Origin of the sequence: Bifidobacterium lemurum (assembly GCF_014898175.1) — a bacterium.
Lineage (GTDB): Bacteria > Actinomycetota > Actinomycetes > Actinomycetales > Bifidobacteriaceae > Bifidobacterium > Bifidobacterium lemurum.
On the sequence record NZ_CP062948.1, the window covers coordinates 1,936,027 to 1,957,030 of the forward strand.

16 protein-coding genes are annotated in these 21,004 nt (G+C 62.6%); 15 read left to right on the plus strand and 1 reads right to left on the minus strand.

Going from position 1 to position 21,004, the window contains the following annotated elements; translation table 11 throughout:
* Positions 1-51: 51 nt before the first annotated feature.
* Positions 52-1,941 carry an oleate hydratase gene (locus BL8807_RS07415; RefSeq protein ID WP_072726500.1) on the plus strand — a complete coding sequence of 630 codons (1,890 nt, stop codon included), beginning with the start codon at positions 52-54 and terminating at the stop codon, positions 1,939-1,941.
* Between the two features lie 104 nt (positions 1,942-2,045).
* On the plus strand, positions 2,046-3,071 hold the full coding sequence (locus tag BL8807_RS07420; RefSeq protein ID WP_072726498.1) for a threonine aldolase family protein: 1,026 nt from the start codon (positions 2,046-2,048) through the stop codon (positions 3,069-3,071).
* Between the two features lie 245 nt (positions 3,072-3,316).
* Here BL8807_RS07420 and BL8807_RS07425 read toward each other — a convergent pair whose 3' ends face one another.
* Positions 3,317-4,483 carry a glycosyltransferase gene (locus BL8807_RS07425; protein ID WP_072726496.1) on the minus strand — a complete coding sequence of 389 codons (1,167 nt, stop codon included), beginning with the start codon at positions 4,481-4,483 and terminating at the stop codon, positions 3,317-3,319.
* A gap of 802 nt (positions 4,484-5,285) precedes the next feature.
* Here BL8807_RS07425 and rpsL point away from each other — a divergent pair.
* From rpsL to carB, 13 genes are all read left to right on the plus strand, one after another.
* Positions 5,286-5,657, plus strand: coding sequence for a 30S ribosomal protein S12 (gene rpsL, locus BL8807_RS07430; protein ID WP_003808601.1), 372 nt, complete (start codon positions 5,286-5,288; stop codon positions 5,655-5,657).
* A gap of 5 nt (positions 5,658-5,662) precedes the next feature.
* Positions 5,663-6,133: a 30S ribosomal protein S7 gene (gene rpsG / locus BL8807_RS07435; RefSeq protein WP_003813834.1), complete on the plus strand. Its 471-nt coding sequence runs from the start codon at positions 5,663-5,665 to the stop codon at positions 6,131-6,133.
* Between the two features lie 30 nt (positions 6,134-6,163).
* Positions 6,164-8,290 carry an elongation factor G gene (gene fusA, locus BL8807_RS07440; RefSeq protein WP_072726495.1) on the plus strand — a complete coding sequence of 709 codons (2,127 nt, stop codon included), beginning with the start codon at positions 6,164-6,166 and terminating at the stop codon, positions 8,288-8,290.
* A 134-nt stretch (positions 8,291-8,424) separates the two neighbouring features.
* Positions 8,425-9,624, plus strand: coding sequence for an elongation factor Tu (gene tuf / locus BL8807_RS07445; protein WP_072726493.1), 1,200 nt, complete (start codon positions 8,425-8,427; stop codon positions 9,622-9,624).
* Positions 9,625-9,852: 228 nt separating this feature from the next.
* The gene (locus tag BL8807_RS07450) at positions 9,853-10,455 is read left to right on the plus strand and encodes an RNA polymerase sigma factor (protein ID WP_072726491.1); all 603 of its coding nucleotides are present in this window, start codon (positions 9,853-9,855) and stop codon (positions 10,453-10,455) included.
* 46 nt (positions 10,456-10,501) lie between these two features.
* The gene (locus tag BL8807_RS07455; protein WP_072726488.1) at positions 10,502-11,443 is read left to right on the plus strand and encodes a hypothetical protein; all 942 of its coding nucleotides are present in this window, start codon (positions 10,502-10,504) and stop codon (positions 11,441-11,443) included.
* The gene (locus tag BL8807_RS07460; protein ID WP_226847304.1) at positions 11,440-12,303 is read left to right on the plus strand and encodes an ABC transporter ATP-binding protein; all 864 of its coding nucleotides are present in this window, start codon (positions 11,440-11,442) and stop codon (positions 12,301-12,303) included. Before BL8807_RS07455 ends, BL8807_RS07460 begins: the two co-directional genes overlap by 4 nt.
* A 125-nt stretch (positions 12,304-12,428) precedes the next feature.
* Positions 12,429-13,745 (plus strand): hypothetical protein, encoded by a 1,317-nt coding sequence (locus BL8807_RS07465; RefSeq protein ID WP_143249037.1) that lies wholly within the window; start codon positions 12,429-12,431, stop codon positions 13,743-13,745.
* A 5-nt stretch (positions 13,746-13,750) separates the two neighbouring features.
* Positions 13,751-14,983, plus strand: coding sequence for a hypothetical protein (locus tag BL8807_RS07470; RefSeq protein WP_193057464.1), 1,233 nt, complete (start codon positions 13,751-13,753; stop codon positions 14,981-14,983).
* A 107-nt stretch (positions 14,984-15,090) separates the two neighbouring features.
* On the plus strand, positions 15,091-15,657 hold the full coding sequence (gene efp, locus BL8807_RS07475) for an elongation factor P (RefSeq protein ID WP_072726479.1): 567 nt from the start codon (positions 15,091-15,093) through the stop codon (positions 15,655-15,657).
* Between the two features lie 93 nt (positions 15,658-15,750).
* The gene (gene nusB, locus BL8807_RS07480; RefSeq protein WP_072726477.1) at positions 15,751-16,308 is read left to right on the plus strand and encodes a transcription antitermination factor NusB; all 558 of its coding nucleotides are present in this window, start codon (positions 15,751-15,753) and stop codon (positions 16,306-16,308) included.
* Positions 16,309-16,421: 113 nt separating this feature from the next.
* A complete protein-coding gene (gene carA / locus BL8807_RS07485) occupies positions 16,422-17,618 on the plus strand; it encodes a glutamine-hydrolyzing carbamoyl-phosphate synthase small subunit (protein WP_370737552.1) in 1,197 nt (398 codons plus the stop codon).
* Position 17,619: 1 nt separating this feature from the next.
* Entirely contained in the window at positions 17,620-21,003 is a 3,384-nt protein-coding gene (gene carB, locus BL8807_RS07490; protein WP_072726474.1) for a carbamoyl-phosphate synthase large subunit, read from the plus strand.
* Position 21,004 lies beyond the last annotated feature (1 nt).

Sequence of the window (21,004 nt, forward strand, 5' to 3'; positions counted from 1 at the left end):
ATGCATGCCGGATTCATAATGGGGGTCATCCGACAACCCAAGGAGGCGGACATGTATTATTCGAACGGCAATTACGAGGCGTTCGCCACGCCGAAGAAGCCCTCGGGCATCGATCATAAAAGCGCGTATATCATCGGCACCGGTCTGGCGGCCCTTTCCGCCGCATGCTATCTTGTGCGCGACGCGCAGATGCCCGGCGACCACATCCATATCTTCGAGAAGGACGCCGTGGCGGGCGGCGCATGCGACGGTCGCGATATTCCCGGCGTCGGCTATGTGATGCGCGGCGGTCGCGAAATGGACAACCATTTCGAGGTGATGTGGGATCTGTTCCGCTCAATCCCATCCGATGACGATCCGGACGTTTCCGTATTGGACGAATACTACTGGCTGAACAAGGACGATCCGAACTATTCACTGTGCCGCGCCACGAACAATCGTGGACAGGATGCCGGCACCGATGGCAAGTTCGGTCTGTCGGACAAGGCCAGTATGGAGATCATGAAGCTGTTCTTCACTCCGGATGAGGAACTGTATGACAAGCCGATCACCGACTATTTCGACGATGAGGTGCTGAACTCCAACTTCTGGATGTACTGGCGTACGATGTTCGCGTTCGAGAACTGGCATTCCGCGCTGGAGATGAAGCTGTACATCAAACGATTTATCCACCACATCGGCGGATTGCCGGACTTTTCGGCACTGCGCTTCACTCGTTACAACCAGTACGAATCGATGATTCTGCCGATGGTGCACTATTTGGAGCGTGCGGGTGTGCAATTCCACTTCAACACAAAGGTGGACAACATCGAGTTCGATATCGCCGACTCGCGCACGTCCGGACCGAAGCGCTCGTTCACCGGCACGGGCCAGGATACGATTCTGCGCATCCAACAGGCTGAGCAGGCGCGTGATGCCCGCAACCCCTACTCCACGCCGAACCGCAAGCAGGCCAAGCGCATCATACTCACCGATGGGCGGGGGCAAATGCAGTCCATCGATCTGACCGAGGACGATTTGGTGTTCATCACCAACGGCGGATGCGTGGAGAACTCCACCATGGGCTCGCAAACAACGCCCGCAGGATGGGATCCACAGATCAAACCCGGTGGCGGCTGGGATATGTGGCGTCGCATCGCCGCGCAGGACAAGAGTTTCGGCAATCCCGACACCTTCTGTTCGGATCCGGACAAGTCGAAGTGGATGAGCGCCACCGTGACCACATTGGATGGCGCGATCGCGCCATATATTCAGAAGATCTGCAAACGCGATCCATACACCGGCCGTGTGGTCACCGGCGGCATTGTGACCTGCACCGATTCCAGTTGGCTGATGAGCTGGACGTTGAACCGTCAGCAACAGTTCAAGGATCAGCCGAAGAACCAGCTGTGCGTATGGGTGTACGGTCTGTTCCCGGACAAGCCCGGCGACTTCGTGAACAAGCCGATGTCTGAATGCACCGGCGAGGAGATTTGCGAGGAATGGCTTTATCACATGGGCGTGCCCGTCAATCAGATTCATGGGCTTGCGCATGACCATGCCAATACCGTGCCGGTGATGATGCCGTACATCACCGCTTTCTTCATGCCTCGATCGGCCGGCGACCGCCCCGACGTGGTGCCGGACGGTGCCGTGAACTTCGCTTTTCTCGGCCAGTTCGCCGAAACCCCGCGCGACACGATTTTCACCACGGAATACTCGATGCGCACCGGCATGGAGGCTGTGTACACGCTGTGCGACGTGGACCGCGGCGTTCCCGAGGTGTGGGGTTCGGTGTATGACGTGAGGAACCTGCTGAACGCCACGGTCAAACTGCGCGACGGCAAGCCGATCACCGAGATGAAGCTCAACTTCATCGAGAAGACGGTGCTGAACAAGGTGATTAAAAAACTCGGCGGCACCGACATTCCGACGTTGCTCAAACGCTACGGTGTGATCTAGCTCTGTCCCAACGCCTTGGGAATGACGGGATACGACGGAGTAGACTGACGGTTTGTCGAGGCAACCCGCCCTCAATAGGTGCCATCAAACAGAGGAACGTGAACATGCTGGCTTTTGAGAACGACTACTCCCGCGCGGCGCATCCCGCCATTCTTGAGGCGTTGGAACGCACCTCGGAGAACCTTTACTCCGGTTATGGTTCGGACGAGATCTGCGCATCCGCCAAAGAGAGGATCAAAGCGGCGTGCGGCAGCCCCGACGCGGACGTATGGTTCTTGGTCGGCGGCACGCAGGCCAACCAGGTCGTCATCGACGCGATCACCCCGGCCTGGGCGGGCGTGGTGGCGGTCGAATCCGGCCATCCGAACGTGCACGAGGCCGGCGCGATCGAATACGCCGGGCACAAGGTGCTCACCCTGCCGCACCACAACGGCCTGATGGACGCGCGCGAGCTCGACGACTACTGCGCCACGTTCTATGCGGACGCCAACCACGAGCATATGGTCTTCCCCGGCTGCGTCTATATCTCCCTGCCCACCGAATACGGCACGATGTACACCAAAGCCGAACTGGAGGCGCTCGCCGCCGTGGCCCACAAATACGATATGCCGCTGTTCGTGGACGGCGCGCGTCTGGGATACGGCCTGACCGCCACCGGCTGCGACATCACCCTGTCCGATCTGGCCGCCATCGCCGACGTGTTCTACATCGGCGGCACCAAGGTGGGGGCGATGTTCGGCGAGGCCGTGGTGTTCACGCGCGGCAATACGCCCAAGCATTTCCTCACCCTGATCAAGCAGCACGGCGCGCTGCTGGCCAAGGGCTGGCTGTTGGGATTGCAGTTCGACACGCTGTTCACCGATGATTTGTACCTTCGCATCGCCCGCAACGCCAACGTCGCGGCCGACTGCATCCGCGCCGCGCTGCGTGAGAAGGGGTACACGCTCACCTTCGACGCGCCGACGAACCAGATTTTCGTCACCCTCGACCGGCCCACCATCGAGCGTTTGGAACGCGACGTGCGGCTGGGATTCATGGAGAAGGCCGACGACACGCATACGGTGATGCGCATCTGCACCAGTTGGTCCACGACCGACGAGCAGGTCGACCAGCTGATCGCGTTGCTCTAGTCCGTCGTCCACGCATACTGGGCGGTGAACGATCCACGATGTCCAACTGCCGATCCTGCGTCCCGTCGTCTTTGCATGCTGGGTGGTGAATGTACGGTACGCTCGCGTTGTCCGCGCATGCCGGGCGGTGAATGGCCGATCAGACCCGCAGTCGCGCAATCCACGTGCGGGGTGTACATGGGACTCATCGACTCGTCGACGTATCGCAGCCTGTCGGACGCCGGTTGACAGGCGTCGCCGTTCCGTTATTTGGCGGCGTCGGCGATCGCTTCGCGTTCCATGGCCACGAAGCGGCGCACGGAGGACTCCACCGAATAATGCGATTCGGTGTGTTCGGCGTACCGGGCACCCCACGCCGCCAGCTCCTCGGGGTGGTCGAACCACCAGTCGATGCGGCGGGCCAGCAGGGCCGCGTTGCGCACGGGGAACAATGATTCGTCCAGCAACGCGAACTGACTTGCCGCGCTGAGTTCGGAGGCGGCGATCACCGGCACCAGTCCGCAGGCCATGGCTTCGATCACGCTCACCGATTCGATGTCGGCGATGGAGCAGTGCACGAACAGGTTGCAGGAACGCAGTAGCGCCGGCATGTCGGCATTCTTGTGGAAGCCAATCTGCGCCTTGCGGGCCAGCAGCAGGTCGGCGCGGAACTGCAGATAGCGCCGCAACGGCCCGGTGCCGGCGATGATGAGCTGGATGTCGCTGGCGTAGCGGCTCATGGAAATCGCCTTGATCAGGGTGATCTGGTCCTTCTCATGGGCCAACCGTCCCGAGGCGACGATGCGCAGGGGCGTGCGCACGGCCTCCTGCGCGCTGAGCGGCTCGCGCGCCTCGAAGCGCGGCGAATACCCGTTGGAGATCACATGCAGCGTGCCGCGGTATCCGTGGGAGCGCAGCAGGCTCGCGGTCATCTCCGTGGGGGTGTGGATGTGGTCGATGCGCCGATACAGCCACCAGTGGAACAGGCGGTAGAGCAGGTTCTGCATGCCGGGGATGTGCCGCAGCGGCCCGGCCGAATACAGCACGTTCTCGGGCTGCAGATGGAATCCGGCGGTGACGGGGATGCCCATGTCGCGCGCGATTTTGGCGGCGCGGCGGCCGAATTTGAACGGCATATAGATATGGACGACGTCCGCGCCGGCGAACGCGGTGCGGAACAGGGTGTCGCTCGGCTCGGCGAACTGCATCTGCTGTTTGGCCGCCACCCAGGAGACCAACGGCACTTTGTTCACACGGGCCGGGTACTCCGGCGCTCCGACTCCGACCAGTCGCACATGATGGCCTTGCCGTTCCAACTCCGATGCCCATTGCAGGGCCGAGTTCGAAGTGCCGTTGCCTTGGTTGCCGATCGAATCGACCACCAAGGCGATGGTCAGCGGCTGCTCGACATGTTCCGACGCGTTCTTAAGCATTGCTCCATACTACGCCCGGCCTCTCCGCTTCGCTCTTTCCGCCGCCTTGAGAGGGGAGCGGATTCCATTTGGGAGGGGCATGTTGGGGAGGCTGTTTTTCTTACTGCGGATTGGCGTTTCGCGTGATCGCGAGCTATACTGAAAGTGCTGGAAGCGGCAAGGGCAGTACGGCAAAGAGGCCGGGCCGCAGCGGATATGCAAGAAGAACAGAGCAAGAGATAACACAGAACAAGTGGATGTGGCGAAACGGAAAATCTCCCTCCTTCCCCGATAGCGGTGGCCCCGGGTGACATGGTCTCCCCGGGGCCACCTGCTGCGTGCCTCCACTTTCCGCAGCTGACTATCGGCCCAGAGCATGCGGGCTAATAGGATGACGACGGATCTGCCTGACAAGACCGATTCCTCACACCAAACTTGAGAATCAATCGTTTTACATAGGCAAGTCTCGACGGTCCGTCACACCAAACTCCTATCCCCGGTTCGAGGCCGCGTTATGCTGGTCGGCAGCTCCATCCTCGGTCGGGCCGTTCCGGCGAGCCGTTGTCTGACTTGCGTGTATGATTGACCTTTGTGTGTGCCAGCGGCATGCCTTATGTGACAGGCGTGCGCGTTGGGATATCCCGCCCGTCCGGCGAGAGCCACGCAGTAATGCGGCGGTTGGAGGACGGCGGGCCATCGGGCCGGTGGACAGTGGCTATCTTTTCCGATTCGGACCTATAGGGTCTCGGAGGCAAGGGGAAGTGTGGCTGCGGTGCGGCGGCCTCACGAAGCCAAGAGAAACCACTGAATCGGAGAATTCAAGTTGCCTACGATTGAACAGCTCGTCCGTAAGGGACGTCAGGCCAAGCCGAAGAAGTCGAAGACTTTGGCCCTGAAGGGCAGCCCGCTGCGCCGCGGCGTGTGCACCCGTGTGTATACCACCACCCCGAAGAAGCCGAACTCGGCTCTGCGTAAGGTCGCCCGTGTGCGCCTGAGCTCTGGCGTCGAAGTCACCGCCTACATCCCGGGCGAAGGCCACAACCTGCAGGAGCACTCCATCGTGCTCGTGCGCGGCGGCCGTGTCAAGGATCTGCCGGGCGTGCGCTACCACATCGTGCGTGGCGCGCTCGATACCCAGGGCGTCAAGGACCGCAAGCAGGGTCGTTCCCTGTACGGAGCAAAGAAGGCGAAGTAAGAGATATGTCACGTAAAGGACCCGCTAAGAAGCACCAGCTGCTGCCCGATCCGATCTACGGCTCGACCGTGGTGGCCCAGCTCATCAACAAGATTCTGCTCGACGGCAAGAAGTCGATCGCCGAGGACATCGTCTACTCCGCGCTCGACATGGTCAAGGAGAAGACCGACCAGGAGCCCGTGGCCGTGCTCAAGCGCGCGCTGGACAACATCCGTCCGTCCCTCGAGGTGCGTTCCCGCCGCGTCGGTGGCGCCACCTACCAGGTGCCTGTCGAGGTGAAGCCCGCCCGCGCCAACACCCTGTCGCTGCGCTGGCTGACCGACTTCTCCCGCGCCCGTCGTGAGAAGACCATGGCCGAGCGTCTCGCCAACGAGATCCTCGACGCCTCCAACGGCCTCGGCGCTTCCGTGAAGCGTCGCGAGGACACCCACAAGATGGCCGAAGCCAACAAGGCCTTCGCCCATTACCGCTGGTAATCACTCGAACCACAAGTTTAAGGAAAAACAATGGCTGAAGAGGTGCTTTCGGACCTTAACCACGTCCGCAACATCGGCATCATGGCGCACATCGATGCCGGTAAGACCACCACCACCGAGCGCATCCTGTTCTACACCGGTAAGAACTACAAGATCGGCGAGACCCACGACGGCGCCTCGACGATGGACTTCATGGAGCAGGAGCAGGAGCGCGGCATCACCATCCAGTCCGCCGCCACCACCTGCTTCTGGAGCCGCCAGTCCCACGACACCAAGGACAAGTTCCAGATCAACATCATCGACACCCCCGGCCACGTGGACTTCACGGCCGAGGTGGAGCGCTCCCTGCGCGTGCTCGATGGCGCCGTGGCCGTGTTCGACGGCAAGGAAGGCGTGGAGCCCCAGTCCGAAACCGTGTGGCGTCAGGCCGACAAGTACGGCGTTCCGCGTATCTGCTTCATCAACAAGATGGATAAGCTGGGCGCGAACTTCTACTACTCCGTCGACACCATCAAGGACAAGCTGGGCGCCACCCCGCTGGTCATGCAGCTGCCGATCGGCTCCGAGAACGAGTTCACCGGCGTGGTCGACCTGGTCGAGATGAAGGCCTACGTGTGGAACGGCCTCGAGGAGCTCGGCGCCAAGTACGACACCACCGAGATCCCGGACGACCTCAAGGACAAGGCCCAGGAATACCACGAGCAGCTGGTCGAGGCCGCCGCCGAGGCGAACGACGACCTGATGAACAAGTTCTTCGAGGACGGCGACCTGTCCAAGGAGGACATCCGCGCCGGCGTCCGCGAGCTGACCATCAGCAAGTCCGCCTTCCCGGTCTTCTGCGGCTCCGCGTTCAAGGACAAGGGCGTGCAGCCCATGCTCGACGGCGTGATCGACTACCTGCCGAGCCCCGAGGACGTGCCCGCCATCCAGGGCTACGATCCGAAGGACGAGACCGTTGAGATCGACCGCAAGCCGGTCAAGTCCGATCCGTTCTCGGCTCTGGTCTTCAAGATCTCCACCCACCCGTTCTACGGCAAGCTCGTGTTCGTGCGCGTCTACTCCGGCGCCGTCAAGCAGGGCGATTCCGTGCTCGACTCCACCCGCTCCAAGAAGGAGCGCGTCGGCAAGATCTTCCAGATGCACGCCGACAAGGAGAACCCGGTGGACGAGGCTTCGGCCGGCAACATCTACACCTTCGTGGGCCTGAAGAACGTCACCACGGGCGACACCCTGTGCGCCCTCGACGCTCCGATCACCCTCGACTCCATGACCTTCCCGGATCCCGTGATCCAGGTGGCCGTCGAGCCGAAGACCAAGGCCGACCAGGAGAAGATGGGCATCGCCCTCGCCAAGCTCTCCGAAGAGGATCCGACCTTCCAGGTCTCCACCGACGAAGAGTCCGGCCAGACGCTGATCGCCGGCATGGGCGAGCTCCAGCTCGACATCATCGTCGACCGTATGCGCCGCGAGTTCAAGGTCGAGTGCAACCAGGGCAAGCCGCAGGTCGCCTACCGCGAGACGATCCGCAAGGCCGTCATGGACCAGGGCTACACGCACAAGAAGCAGACCGGTGGTTCCGGCCAGTTCGCGAAGGTCCTGATGAACTTCGAGCCGCTCGACACCACCGAGGGCAAGACCTTCGAGTTCGAGAACGCCGTCACCGGCGGCCACATCTCCAACGAGTTCATCGGCCCGATCGAGGCCGGTGTCAAGGAAGCCATGGAATCCGGCATCCTCGCCGGCTTCCCGGTCGTGGGCGTCAAGGCCACCGTCACCGACGGCCAGATGCACCCGGTCGACTCCTCGGAAATGGCCTTCAAGCTCGCTGGCTCCATGTGCTTCAAGGAGGCCGCTCCCAAGGCGAAGCCGGTCATCCTCGAGCCCATCATGGCCGTCGAAGTGCGTACGCCCGAAGACTACATGGGCGAGGTCATCGGCGATCTGAACCAGCGCCGCGGCAACATCACCAAGATGTCCGACGCGACCGGTGTGAAGGTCATCGACGCCAAGGTGCCGCTGTCCGAGATGTTCGGCTACATCGGCGACCTGCGCTCCAAGACCCAGGGCCGCGCCATGTTCACCATGCAGATGGATTCCTACGACGAGGTGCCGAAGAGCGTCTCCGAGGAAATCATCAAGGCCCAGCGCGGCGAGTGACACGCGTAGCCGCAAAGGTGGCATCAGTCCCCAGTCAGCGGTAGTATGTTGTACCGCTGACTGGGTTCTGGCACCAATGTGGCACGAAACCCAGAAACCCAGTAAACCTACGAAACGTCCAGGAGGACAAAGTAATGGCAAAGGAAAAGTACGAGCGTACTAAGCCGCACGTTAACATCGGCACCATCGGCCACGTCGATCACGGTAAGACCACCCTGACCGCGGCCATCTCCAAGGTGCTGCACGAAGAGTACCCGGATGTCAACCCGGCTTACGACTTCAACCAGATCGATGCCGCTCCGGAAGAGCAGCAGCGTGGTATCACCATCAACATCGCCCACATCGAGTACCAGACCGCTGAGCGTCACTACGCCCACGTGGACTGCCCGGGCCACGCCGACTTCGTGAAGAACATGATCACCGGCGCCGCTCAGATGGATGGCGCCATCCTCGTTGTGGCCGCCACCGACGGCCCGATGGCCCAGACCCGCGAGCACGTGCTGCTCGCCCGCCAGGTGGGCGTGCCGCGCATCCTCGTCGCCCTGAACAAGTGCGACATGGTCGAGGATGAGGAGCTCATCGAGCTCGTCGAAGAAGAGGTCCGCGACCTTCTCGAGGAGAACGGCTTCGACCGCGACTGCCCGGTGATCCACACCTCCGCCTACGGCGCCCTGCACGACGAAGAGCCCAACCACGACAAGTGGGTTGAGTCCGTCAAGGAACTCATGAACGCCGTCGACGAGTACATCCCGACCCCGACCCATGATCTGGACAAGCCGTTCCTGATGCCGATCGAGGACGTCTTCACCATCTCCGGCCGTGGCACCGTGGTGACCGGCCGTGTGGAGCGTGGCCAGCTGGCCGTCAACTCCCCGGTCGAGATCGTCGGCATCCGCGAGACCCAGAGCACCACCGTGACCTCCATCGAGACGTTCCACAAGACCATGGACGCCTGCGAGGCCGGCGACAACACCGGTCTGCTGCTCCGCGGCATCAACCGTACCGATGTCGAGCGTGGTCAGGTTCTGGCCAAGCCGGGCACCGTCACCCCGCACACCAAGTTCGAGGGCGAAGTCTACGTGCTGACCAAGGACGAGGGCGGCCGTCACTCGCCGTTCTTCTCCAACTACCGTCCGCAGTTCTACTTCCGTACCACCGACGTGACCGGCGTCATCGAGCTGCCGCAGGGCGTCGAGATGGTGCAGCCGGGCGACCACGCCACCTTCACCGTTGAGCTGATCCAGCCCATCGCTATGGAGGAAGGCCTGACCTTCGCTGTGCGCGAGGGTGGCCACACCGTCGGCTCCGGCCGTGTCACCAAGATCCTCGCCTGATTTCCATCGGCGGATCTGACACGCGCTAGAACGTAGCGTTCGCGAGACCCCAGCCCCTTTCGGGCTGGGGTCTCGTCGTATTCACCCATATCCACATGATGGGAGATGCCAAACCGATAGCCAGGTACGGAACGCGCCGGGAAATAATTTTGAGTGTGCCGCAACGAATCGCATGGCTCGTGCGTATATACCAGTACAGGAACACGACTGGGAGAACGGGCTGGAGCGATGACGAGCGAACGCGGACAAGAGCGCGAGATCAGGCGTCTGATCGACGCCATCGTGGTCAGGCGTTCGCATCGCGCCGCCGACAAACTGGTGCGCGCCTACTATCCCATGGTCTACCGCAGCGTGTTCCTCCATGTCATGTCCCGCGAGGAAGCGGAGAACCTGACCCAAGAAACGTTCATCGCGGCATTGCGCGCGTTGGAATCATACGATGCGGGCAAAGGCACGTTCGCCACATGGCTGCTGCGTATCGCCTCCAATAAGGTGATCGATTCCCACCGACGAACCAGACCCGTCGTTTCGCTGGAATCGTCATCGACCACGACGGACGACAATCGCAACAGTATGCGGGATGAGCTGCCGGACGTGCGCGCCGACCCATACACCACAACCGCGAACATCGACTTATTGCATCGTGTCGAACGGTTCATCACATCGGAGGATGAACGGTCGCAGACAGTCTATCGCATGCGGCTATACGGACAACGGTCTTTCCAAGACATCGCAGCGGCATTGGACATGCCCGAACCCGCCGTGAAGGCGCGGTACTACCGATTGATTGCCAAGTTGAGAAAGGAGTTCGGCAATGAACGGGAGCCATAATCACAGCGTCGATGCAAACGATTCATACGACATGCCAGACGGTCGAATGGCTGAAGATCCTGTGATCCCCGACTCGTCGCTTCGGTTTGAAGAGCTGCTGGTGAGCGCATACGAGACGGTCGGTGAGACGTATGCTCCCGCGCGGCCCGACGCGGAGTCCGTGAACGCCATAGTGGACCGCGCGTTGCCGCAGCGCGTGCGATTGCGTGATCTTATCGCCGACACCGTGCGCATGCTCAGCGTACGGAACCTGTTTTTCGGCGTTGGGGATTGCGTGTTCCTCGCGGTGATGTGCGGCGGTATGGTGTGGGGGCTGCTTGCCATGACGTTTCTGGTACAGGCTGGCTCAGAGCAGGCCGCCGCCACGGCGGGCATAATGACAGGCTCCCCGGATGTCGGCTTGGTCGTTGATGCCACCGTCTCGGGAACCACATCCGATTGGCGGGTGCGGGCTCTGTTCGTCCCCACCTTCGTTCTCTCCCCTCTGATCTACGAATTCGTCCACCTGCTGATCTCGTTCAAGGAGCGATCGCTGCGCACCGCCCAGGTGCTGCGCGCCTGCCGGTGGTCGTTCCGTCGTATCGCGGCGATGCGCATGCTGGTGTTCGGCGGAATCTCGATGGTGGGGTCGACCGTGTTCTCCGTAACCGTCGCCTGGATGTCATCGTTGCGGTTCGACCTGCTGACGCTGCTGGGACTGTCATTCGCCGCATTGTTCCTGTTCGCGTTTGGGCAGCTGCTCGTGGACATGCATGTCAGATGGCCGGCTTCGAACGCGCTGATGCCGGCGCTTTGGGCGGTGCTGAGCATCGGTATGATCTGGCATCACGCATCCGTCGAACCATGGCTTGCCGGCCTGCCGCCGGTTCTTACCATAGGACTCGCTTTCTGCGCCGCCATCGCCTACTTCGCCGCTTTGCGACGATACTGCGCCATTCGCCCCACCGAATTCAGAACTCTCGCATACGGCACGGAAAGGAGCCGATGATGCTCACATTGCACCATGTGTCTAAACGCCTTGGCGGACGCGCCATTCTGCATGACATCGACCTCGAACTCACCCAAGGGGTGACCGGTCTGCTCGCACCGAACGGCGCCGGCAAAACCACACTGCTGAACATGATCGCCACGCTGCTCTATCCGACCGAAGGTTCGATCCAATGGAACGGCGAGGACATCGTGGCCATGGATGACCGGTATCGAGGCTTGTTGGGATACCTGCCGCAACATTTCGGATATTATCCGAACTATTCTCCACGTCGGTTCCTCACATACATCGCCACCCTGCAGGCGGTCAGGCCATCACGCATCGACGTCCGCGTCGACGAACTGCTGCGGTTGGTGGGACTCACTGACGTGGCGGATAAGAAGATGCGCACATTCTCCGGAGGCATGATCCAGCGCGTCGGCATCGCCCAGGCGTTGATCCACGATCCGGACCTCATCATTCTGGACGAGCCGACCGCCGGACTCGACCCCAAGGAGCGCGTGCGGTTCCGCAACATCATCCACGAGTTGGCGGCCGATCGCACGGTGATCCTCTCCACGCATATCGTGTCCGACCTTTCCACCATCGCCGGGCGCATCGTCATGCTCAAAAACGGCACGGTGCACGCCAACAGCACGCCTGAGGACCTGATCTCAGCATTGCGTGGACATATTTATGAGATGCCCGCCGCCATGCCGTTGCCGCCGGGGCAACGACTGCTGTCGGAAGTGCAGTACGGCACACAGACCCGGCAGCGCGTCTGGTCGCCGATGCCCGTCGACGATGCCGCAGTCGATGGGCGTGTGTTGACGGTCCAACCGAATCTCGAGGATGTGTTCCTCGTCACCTACGGCGAATGACAAGCCGCCCGTGAATAAGGAGGGAAACAATGAAGTTCGCCATATTCCGCGCCCAGCTGCGCACCGTATTCCGTCTGCCGGCCCTACTCGCGGCGTTGGTGTTCCTGACGTTGTGGTCGGGGTTGATGCTGGGCGGAGTGCCCGCCAGTCTCAACGCGACCTCGACCTTCCACTCGCTCGGCGCCAATGATCCAGGTGACCAATACGCCGCTCAGCTGGCCAGACGTTATGGCGCGCGGCTCACACCTTCCACGCGCGAAGGCTTGTCCAACGAGCTGGAGTCGGAGAAACGGCATTTCGCCGACGACTTGGCCGAACTGCCCGCGGCTGTGGCGGCGGGCGTCACGGATTGGGAATCGTATCAAGCCTATCTGAACCAAGCGCAGCGCAGCGAGGAAGGTATGGCAGTCTCCGGCTACGACGACGAAGGTGGGGACGTATATCGGGGCCCGGTGTTGCAAGCCATCAATGTGGGTGCGTACTCGTCGCGCGTGAGGGTGGAGTATCTTACTCGGCTGGTCAATCCGCTGGCTATGTATACGGGTGCTGACGTTGGCGCGAGTGATACGGAGGTAATTGAAGCGGTAAAAACCGGCGCGTTGTCCACATTGCTCATGACGCGCGAACAGCCGCTGATCGGTGGGCAGTCCAGCGGTTCCGTCACATGGAATGAACAAGATTCGTCCGAGAATGGGAACGAGACGACGTCCGCGTCGCTTCCCCCAACGATGGTGGAACGGGTGGATGTCTTGTTCGCCCAGTTCGATACCGAAGACTGCCAATTCGGGTATCTGCCCGAGCAGGCCCGCAACGCCGCCGTCAATACGGTGGTCGCCCTGTTGGTCGGCCTGCCAATCGTCGCCATGATTGTGATCGTTCCGGTTCGCACGCGGGATCGACGGTATGGGATCGTCGCATTGCAGTTCGCTTCACGTGTGGGGCGTGGCATCGTCTGGCCTCAGACGTTGGCTCTGCTTGCCGCGGCATCGCTGGTTTCGTTGGCCGCCGGTTTGATGGTGCTGTTGCCTATGCTGTGGGTGTTCCGGGATTTTCTTGCATTCCCGATGCTGGACGCGACGAGGATATTCGACGCCGGGAGCATGTTGTGGTTCGATACGAATCTCGCATGGTTTTTGGTGTTGGCGTGCCTGTTGTCGGTGTTGTTCGCCGTGGCTTGCGCCATGCTGGCGGCCTGGCTGGTGCGGTTCGTGGATTCGTTGATTCCCATGTTGTTGCGCGTGGTGCCGTTCGCGGCGGTGTGCGTGCTGGTTGGAATGTTCGGCATGGGCATCGATGTGTTCCGGTTGGACGCGTTGTTGAACCGCTGGGTACCGATGCCCGGTTGCGAGTATCTGGCCTGTGCTGCCGCTCTTATCGTCGCGTCGGTGTTGTGGTGCGTCACCGGCATACGCTCCCGCACCCGCGAGCTGGTGGCGCGGTGAAGCGGATGCGGCGCGGACGAAAACCGGCCATGCGTCGGCTGCTGATGGCGGAATGGCGCAAACTGGTCGGTGTTCGCGTGCTTTGGGGATTGCTTGGATTGTGCGTGCTCGCGAACGTCGCGCTTGCCGCGGTGTATGCCGGCTCGGAGGCTCCCACGATCCGAGCGGCTGGCGAGGTGACGCGCGTCATCGGAACAACCGTCGATGATGATGCCTGGCAACGGTTCGCGGCATGGTATGCGACGCGTGAGGCCGATGGGGAAGACGCCGCAGGAGAACGCGCGCTGGCGGCTCTGGCATTTGCGGTCGAATCCGCACGCGATCCGTTTGCGGGATATGACGCGCGGTCCGTCGGACGGCGATATGCGACGGCGGTTGACGGCGATGCCGATGGGGCCGATGCGTGTGGGGCCCTCTCCCGACTGGTGCGCGGCAAATATGAGTTGGTTGAAACCCAAGCGGTCCGTTTGTCGGGCGTCAAGGCTGGACTGAGTCTCTACGCAGGTGAGGACACGCCATCCATACATCGCGGATTGTGCTCCACAATCATCGGGGGAGTGACGTGGGAGGCGATCGTGGCCGCCGTGCTCGCCATGGCGCTGCTGCTCGGCATGGAACATGCCACCGGTGCCGAACCGATGGTGATGGCGTCCCTTGCGGGGCGGCGACGGGTGCTCGCCGCGAAATTGACCGTAGGATTGGCGACTGGCGTGGCAGGATTCGTCGTCCTTATGGCGGCGGCCTTGGTTCCGTATGTGACGCTCACCGACGTGACGGACCTGTGGGCGTCGAATGTGGCGAGCGGCTTCAACACGATGATGACCGAACTCGCCGAGTCTCAGCCGTTTCTGACCTGGGCCGATCTCACCGTCGGCCAGTACGTGGCACTGTCGATGGCGTTATCGTGCGCCGTCGTGATATCGTTCGCGCTGCTCGCCGGCATCTGCGGCATATACTGCCGCAATTCCTATGCCGCCGTCGGATTGGTGGCGGGCCTGTGTTTGGGGCTGGCCGCGGTGTTGACCATCTGCGCCGACAACGGATGGTGGGGCGCGTACCATCTGCTGAGTCTGAATCCCATGTACGCGCTCGACGTTCGTGCGCGATGGTTCACGGATATGGGATTGAAGGAACTCGTGCCTTGGCAGGAGACCATCGCCATGACGCTGTCCTTGCTGTATCTGGCCGCGGTGTTGGCCGTCGCCCTGAGACGAGGCGTCCACCGGGACCTGAGTTGAATTGAGTCAGGCGGCCGGTGACAAGGAGTTCTAGGGGATATGGCATAATTGGCAAGGCATTTTTTAAGAGGTCGGCCCAATGCGGCCAGTAGATTAAGGTGACTCAAGTGGCACAGACTACCAATGACATCAAGAACGGTTCCGTCCTGAACCTTGACGGCCAGCTGTGGGCCGTCACCAAGTTCCAGCACGTCAAGCCGGGCAAGGGCCCCGCCTTCGTGCGCACCACCCTCAAGAACGTGCTCTCGGGCAAGATCGTCGACAAGACCTTCAACGCGGGCATGAAGATCGACTTCGAAACCGTGGACAACCGCACGCTGCAGTACTCCTACGAGGACGGCGACAACTTCGTGTTCATGGACATGACCACCTACGACCAGGTGATGGTTCCCAAGACCCTCGTGGGCGACCAGTCCAAGTTCCTGCTTGAAGGCACCGACTGCATCGTGTCGTTCAACAACGACGTGCCGCTGTCCGTCGAACTGCCGGGCTCCGTGGTGCTGACCATTACCCACACCGAGCCGGGCCTGCAGGGCAACCGCTCCAACGCCGGCACCAAGCCCGCCACCGTGGAGACCGGCGCCGAGATCCAGGTGCCGCTGTTCATCAACGAGGGCGACCGCGTCAAGGTGAACACCACCGACGGTTCCTACACCGGCCGCGAAAACGGCTGATCGCCGGTCATCTGACCCACGCGCATCGCACGCCGCGAAAGCGGACGCGCGAACGACCACCGCACGGACGACTACACAAGGAGAAAGCCATTCATGGCACGTTCCACCGCCCGCAAAAGGGCTCTGAACACGCTGTATGAGGCGGACGAGAAGTCGCAGAGCTTCACGTCGCTGCTTGAGGAGCGCATCAAGGAGCCCGGCGCGCAGACGCCGCTTCCCGAATACGCCATCGAGATCGTGCGCGGCGTGGCCGAGCACGGCCGCGACATCGACGCCACTCTGGACGAGCATTCCACCGGTTGGAAGGTGCGTCGTATGGCGGTTGTGGACCGCAACATCCTGCGCATCGCCGTGTGGGAGATCCTCTTCAACGAGGAGGTTCCCGACAAGGTGGCCATCGACGAGGCGCTGTCGTTGGCGAAAACGCTGAGCGACGACGATTCGCCGGCCTTCATCCACGGATTACTGTCCGCCGTGTGCCACGCCAAGGATCATCCCGTGGCCGCTGCGGAGAATGTGGATGACGCGTCCGATTCGCCTGATGCGGACGATGCGCCCGACGCATCCGGACCGTCCGATTCGGATGAGCGGACGGACCAGTCCGCATCCGCAGATCCGGTGTCCGAGCCGTCCGAAGAGACGGCCGACTGATTGTTTGTATGAACGCCTCCCCGCAACACGGGAGGCGTTCTTTTGAGCGGCTGCAGCGTCTGCGCCGGCCGCTAGTCTTGGTACGAATACCCGAAATCGACAAGGGGGCTTTGGTGAGCCAGAACGCGAATTATTCGCAGGATGATGCAGTTCTTGTGTTGGAGGATGGGCAGGTCTATGTCGGCGAGCCGTATGGCGCGTTGGGCAGGACCACCGGTGAGATCGTGTTCGCGACCGGTATGACCGGTTATCAGGAGACGTTGACCGATCCCAGCTACGACCGCCAGATTGTCGTGCAGACCTTCCCGCATATCGGCGACACCGGCATCAACCAGGAGGACCCCGAGTCCGCCCGCATCTGGGTGGCCGGCTATGTGGTGCGCGATCCCAGTCCGAATGTGAGCAACTGGCGCGCCACCGGCAGCCTCGACGACGATCTCGTCGCGCAGGGCATCGTCGGCATCAGCCATATCGACACCCGCAAGCTCGTGCGCCACCTGCGTTCGGCGGGCGTGATGCGCGCCGGCATCTACTCCGGCGAGGCGCTGCTCGACGAGTCTGGCGCGCCCAAAACCATCGACGCGCTGCTGGCCGACGTGAAGACCACCCCGCAGATGCAGGGGCTGAGCCTGTACGATGAGGTCAGCACCAACGAGACCTACACCATCGAGCCGGCCGGCGAATTCGAAGGCAAGGAGCCGCTGTTCACCGTCGCCGCCGTGGATCTGGGCATCAAGGCGATGACCCCGCACCGCATGGCCGAACGCGGCTGCCGCGTGCACGTCGTGCCGTCCACCATCACCTTCGACGAGCTGGAGGAGCTGCATCCCGACGGCGTGTTCTTCTCCAACGGCCCTGGCGATCCCGAGCAGGCCGATCCGGAGGTGGAGCTGCTGCGCCGCGTGCTCGACGCCGGCTACCCGTTCTTCGGCATCTGCTTCGGCAACCAGCTGCTCGGCCGCGCGCTCGGCTTCGGCACCTACAAGCTCAAGTTCGGCCACCGCGGCATCAACCAGCCCGTCAAGGACGTGACCACCGGCAAGGTCGAGGTCACCGCCCACAACCACGGCTTCGCCGTCGACGCCCCGATCGGCGACCCGGTGCCCGCCCCGCACGAACACGGCAAGTACGGCAAGGTATTCGTCAGCCATATCGACTTGAACGACGACGTGGTCGAGGGCCTGCAGTGCGTGGACATCCCCGCGTTCTCCGTGCAGTACCATCCGGAGGCCGCGGCCGGCCCGCACGATGCCGCCTATCTGTTCGACCGTTTCGTTGATCTTATGAAGAGCAACAAGGAAGGTAAGTGATATGCCGAAGCGCACCGACATCAAATCCGTGATGGTCATCGGTTCCGGTCCGATCGTCATCGGACAGGCCGCCGAGTTCGACTATTCGGGAACCCAGGCATGCCGGGTGTTGCGTGAGGAAGGCATTCGCGTCATCCTCGTCAACTCCAACCCGGCCACCATCATGACCGATCCGGAGATGGCCGACGCCACCTACATCGAGCCGATCGCCACGCCCATCCTCGAGCAGATCATCGCCAAGGAACGCCCTGACGCGCTGCTGCCCACCCTGGGCGGCCAGACCGCGCTCAACGCCGCCATGGCGCTGGGCGAGGCCGGCGTGCTCAAGAAGTACGACGTCGAACTGATTGGCGCCTCGCTGGAGGCCATCGACCGCGGCGAGGACCGCGAGCTGTTCAAGAAGGTCGTGGACGAGGCCGGCGCCGAATCCGCCCGATCCTTCATCGCCCACTCGCTCGAGGAATGCGACCGCATCGCCGACGAGCTCGGCTATCCGCTGGTCGTGCGTCCGAGCTTCACCATGGGCGGCCTCGGCTCGGGCATCGCCCACGACGAGGAGGAGCTGCACCGCATCGCCGGCGCCGGCATCCACTATTCGCCCACCGACGAGGTGCTGATCGAAGAGGGCATCGAAGGCTGGAAGGAATTCGAGCTCGAGCTGATGCGCGACCGCAACGACAACGTCGTGGTCGTCTGCCCGATCGAGAACGTCGACCCGGTCGGCGTGCACACCGGCGATTCGATCACCGTGGCCCCCTGCTTCACCCTGACCGACCGCGAATACCAGAAGCTGCGCGACATCGGCATCGCCATCATCCGCGGCGTGGGCGTGGACACCGGCGGCTGCAACATCCAGTTCGCCATCCACCCGGACACCGGCCGCATCATCGTCATCGAGATGAACCCGCGCGTGAGCCGCTCCTCCGCGCTGGCGTCCAAGGCCACCGGCTTCCCGATCGCGAAGATCGCCACCAAGCTGGCTCTCGGCTACACGCTCGACGAGATCCGCAACGACATCACCCAGTCCACCCCGGCCTCCTTCGAGCCGACCATCGACTACGTGGTCACCAAGGTGCCGCGCTTCGCCTTCGAGAAGTTCCCCGGCGCCGACCCCACCCTGACCACTTCCATGAAGTCCGTGGGCGAGGCCATGGCCCTGGCCGGCAACTTCCAGGAGTCGCTCGGCAAGGCTATGCGCTCCATCGACAAGCGCCATATGGGATTCAACTGGGACGGCGAGAAGCCCACCCAGGCCGAGGTCGACGCCCTGCTCGAGGCGATCAAGGTGCCGAACGAGAACCGCTATCTCGACCTGATGCGCGCCATCTGGGGCGGCGCCACCATCGAGCAGCTGTTCGCCGCCACCAAGATCGACCCGTGGTTCTTGAAGCAGCTTACGCTGATCAACGATATGGCGCTCGCCGTGCGCGCCTCCGAAACCCTGGACGCGCGCCTGCTGAAGAAGGCCAAGCTCGCCGGCCTGTCCGACCTGCAGATCGCGCATCTGCGCGGCCTGGGAGACGAGGGCGAGAACACCGTGCGCGAACTGCGCTGGAACTACGGCCTGCGTCCCGTGTACAAAACGGTCGACACCTGCGCCGCCGAATTCGACGCGGCAACGCCGTACTACTACTCCTGCTACGCGGACGAGACCGAGCTCAAGCAGCGCGAGCGCGAGGCCGTGATCATCCTCGGCTCCGGCCCGAACCGCATCGGCCAGGGCATCGAGTTCGACTACACCTGCGTGCATGCGGTGCAGGAACTCGGCAAGGACTATGACACGATCATGGTCAACTGCAACCCCGAGACCGTCTCCACCGACTACGACATCTCCGACCGCCTCTACTTCGAGCCGCTCACCTTCGAGGATGTGCTCGAGATCTACGAGGCCGAGAAGAAGATGGGCCCGGTCAAGGGCGTGATCGTGCAGCTCGGCGGCCAGACCCCGTTGTCGCTCGCCGCGCGCCTGAAGGCCGCGGGCGTGCCGATTCTCGGCACCACTCCGGAGGCCATCGACCTGGCCGAGAACCGCGAGCTGTTCGGCGAGGTGCTCAAGAAGGCGAAGATGAACGCGCCGCGCTACGGCACCGCGCTCAGCCTCGAGGAGGCGCAGACCGCCGCCCACAACATCGGATATCCGGTGCTCGTGCGCCCCAGCTACGTGCTCGGTGGCCGCGGCATGGAGATCGTCTACGACGACGCCCAGCTGGAGAAGTACGTGGAGCGCGCGCTCAACGAGGCCCAGGCCGACACGGTCGTCTCCGGCCGTCTGCCCTCGCCGCTGCTGATCGACAAGTTCCTGCAGGACGCCATCGAAATCGACGTGGACGCGCTGTTCGACGGCGAGGAGCTGTACATCGGCGGCATTATGGAGCATGTCGAGGAGGCCGGCGTGCATTCCGGCGACGCGGCCTGCACCCTGCCGCCCTCCACGCTGTCCGACGACCAGATCCGCCGTCTGCGCGAAGGCACCTACGCCATCGCCAAGGGCTGCAACGTGCAGGGCCTGATCAACGTGCAGTACGCCTTCATGGCCAACACGCTGTATGTGATCGAAGCCAACCCGCGCGCCTCGCGTACCGTGCCGTTCGCCTCCAAGGCCACCGGCGTGGCGTTGGCCAAGGCCGCCGCGCGCATCATGGCGGGGGAGACCATCGCCGACCAGCGCGCCAACGGACTGCTGCTGCCCAAGGGCGACGGCGGTGTGATGCACCGCGGCCAGCAGGTGGCCGTCAAGGAATCCGTGCTGCCGTTCAAGCGTTTCCGCACGCCTGTGGGCAAGACGGTCGACGTGCTGCTCGGCCCCGAGATGCGCTCCACCGGCGAGGTGATGGGCTTCGACCGCGACTTCCCGCACGCCTTCGCCAAAAGCCAGCTGGCCGCCTATGACGGTGGCCTGCCGACCAGCGGCAACGTGTTCGTCTCCGTGAACGACACCGACAAGCGTCAGCTGCCGTTGGTGGCCGTGCGCATGATCGAGCTTGGCTTCACGCTGTGGGCCACGGAGGGCACCGCTTCGGTGCTCAGCCGTTACGGCATCGAGTCGAATATCGTCGACAAGATCACCACGCGCATCGATTCCGATCCCGAAGCGCCGGTGAAGGTGGAACGCGCCGAGGGCTCCAGCGGCAAGAACGTGGTCGAGCTGATCGAGGAGGGCAAGATCGACATGATCATCAACACGCCCAACTCGCGCGGCTCGCGCTCCGACGGCTACGCCATCCGCGCGGCCGCCATCGCCGCCGACCTGCCGCAGTTCACGACCTTCACCGAATTCCAAGCGGCCTTGCTGGCCATCGAGGCTGTGAAGCATAATGATTATCAGATCATGAGCATTCAGGAACACTCGAAGCAGCTGTTCGCATTGGAAGAGCAGGGAGACTGAC

What these genes read in the sequence shown, in the direction of transcription:
- BL8807_RS07415 (WP_072726500.1), top strand. Translation starts at nt 52, where the DNA reads ATGTATTATTCGAACGGCAATTACGAGGCGTTCGCCACGCCGAAGAAG.
- BL8807_RS07420 (WP_072726498.1), top strand. Translation starts at nt 2,046, where the DNA reads ATGCTGGCTTTTGAGAACGACTACTCCCGCGCGGCGCATCCCGCCATT.
- BL8807_RS07425 (WP_072726496.1), bottom strand. Translation starts at nt 4,483, where the DNA reads ATGCTTAAGAACGCGTCGGAACATGTCGAGCAGCCGCTGACCATCGCC.
- rpsG (WP_003813834.1), top strand. Translation starts at nt 5,663, where the DNA reads ATGTCACGTAAAGGACCCGCTAAGAAGCACCAGCTGCTGCCCGATCCG.
- fusA (WP_072726495.1), top strand. Translation starts at nt 6,164, where the DNA reads ATGGCTGAAGAGGTGCTTTCGGACCTTAACCACGTCCGCAACATCGGC.
- tuf (WP_072726493.1), top strand. Translation starts at nt 8,425, where the DNA reads ATGGCAAAGGAAAAGTACGAGCGTACTAAGCCGCACGTTAACATCGGC.
- BL8807_RS07450 (WP_072726491.1), top strand. Translation starts at nt 9,853, where the DNA reads ATGACGAGCGAACGCGGACAAGAGCGCGAGATCAGGCGTCTGATCGAC.
- BL8807_RS07455 (WP_072726488.1), top strand. Translation starts at nt 10,502, where the DNA reads ATGGCTGAAGATCCTGTGATCCCCGACTCGTCGCTTCGGTTTGAAGAG.
- BL8807_RS07460 (WP_226847304.1), top strand. Translation starts at nt 11,440, where the DNA reads ATGATGCTCACATTGCACCATGTGTCTAAACGCCTTGGCGGACGCGCC.
- BL8807_RS07465 (WP_143249037.1), top strand. Translation starts at nt 12,429, where the DNA reads ATGCTGGGCGGAGTGCCCGCCAGTCTCAACGCGACCTCGACCTTCCAC.
- BL8807_RS07470 (WP_193057464.1), top strand. Translation starts at nt 13,751, where the DNA reads ATGCGGCGCGGACGAAAACCGGCCATGCGTCGGCTGCTGATGGCGGAA.
- nusB (WP_072726477.1), top strand. Translation starts at nt 15,751, where the DNA reads ATGGCACGTTCCACCGCCCGCAAAAGGGCTCTGAACACGCTGTATGAG.
- carB (WP_072726474.1), top strand. Translation starts at nt 17,620, where the DNA reads ATGCCGAAGCGCACCGACATCAAATCCGTGATGGTCATCGGTTCCGGT.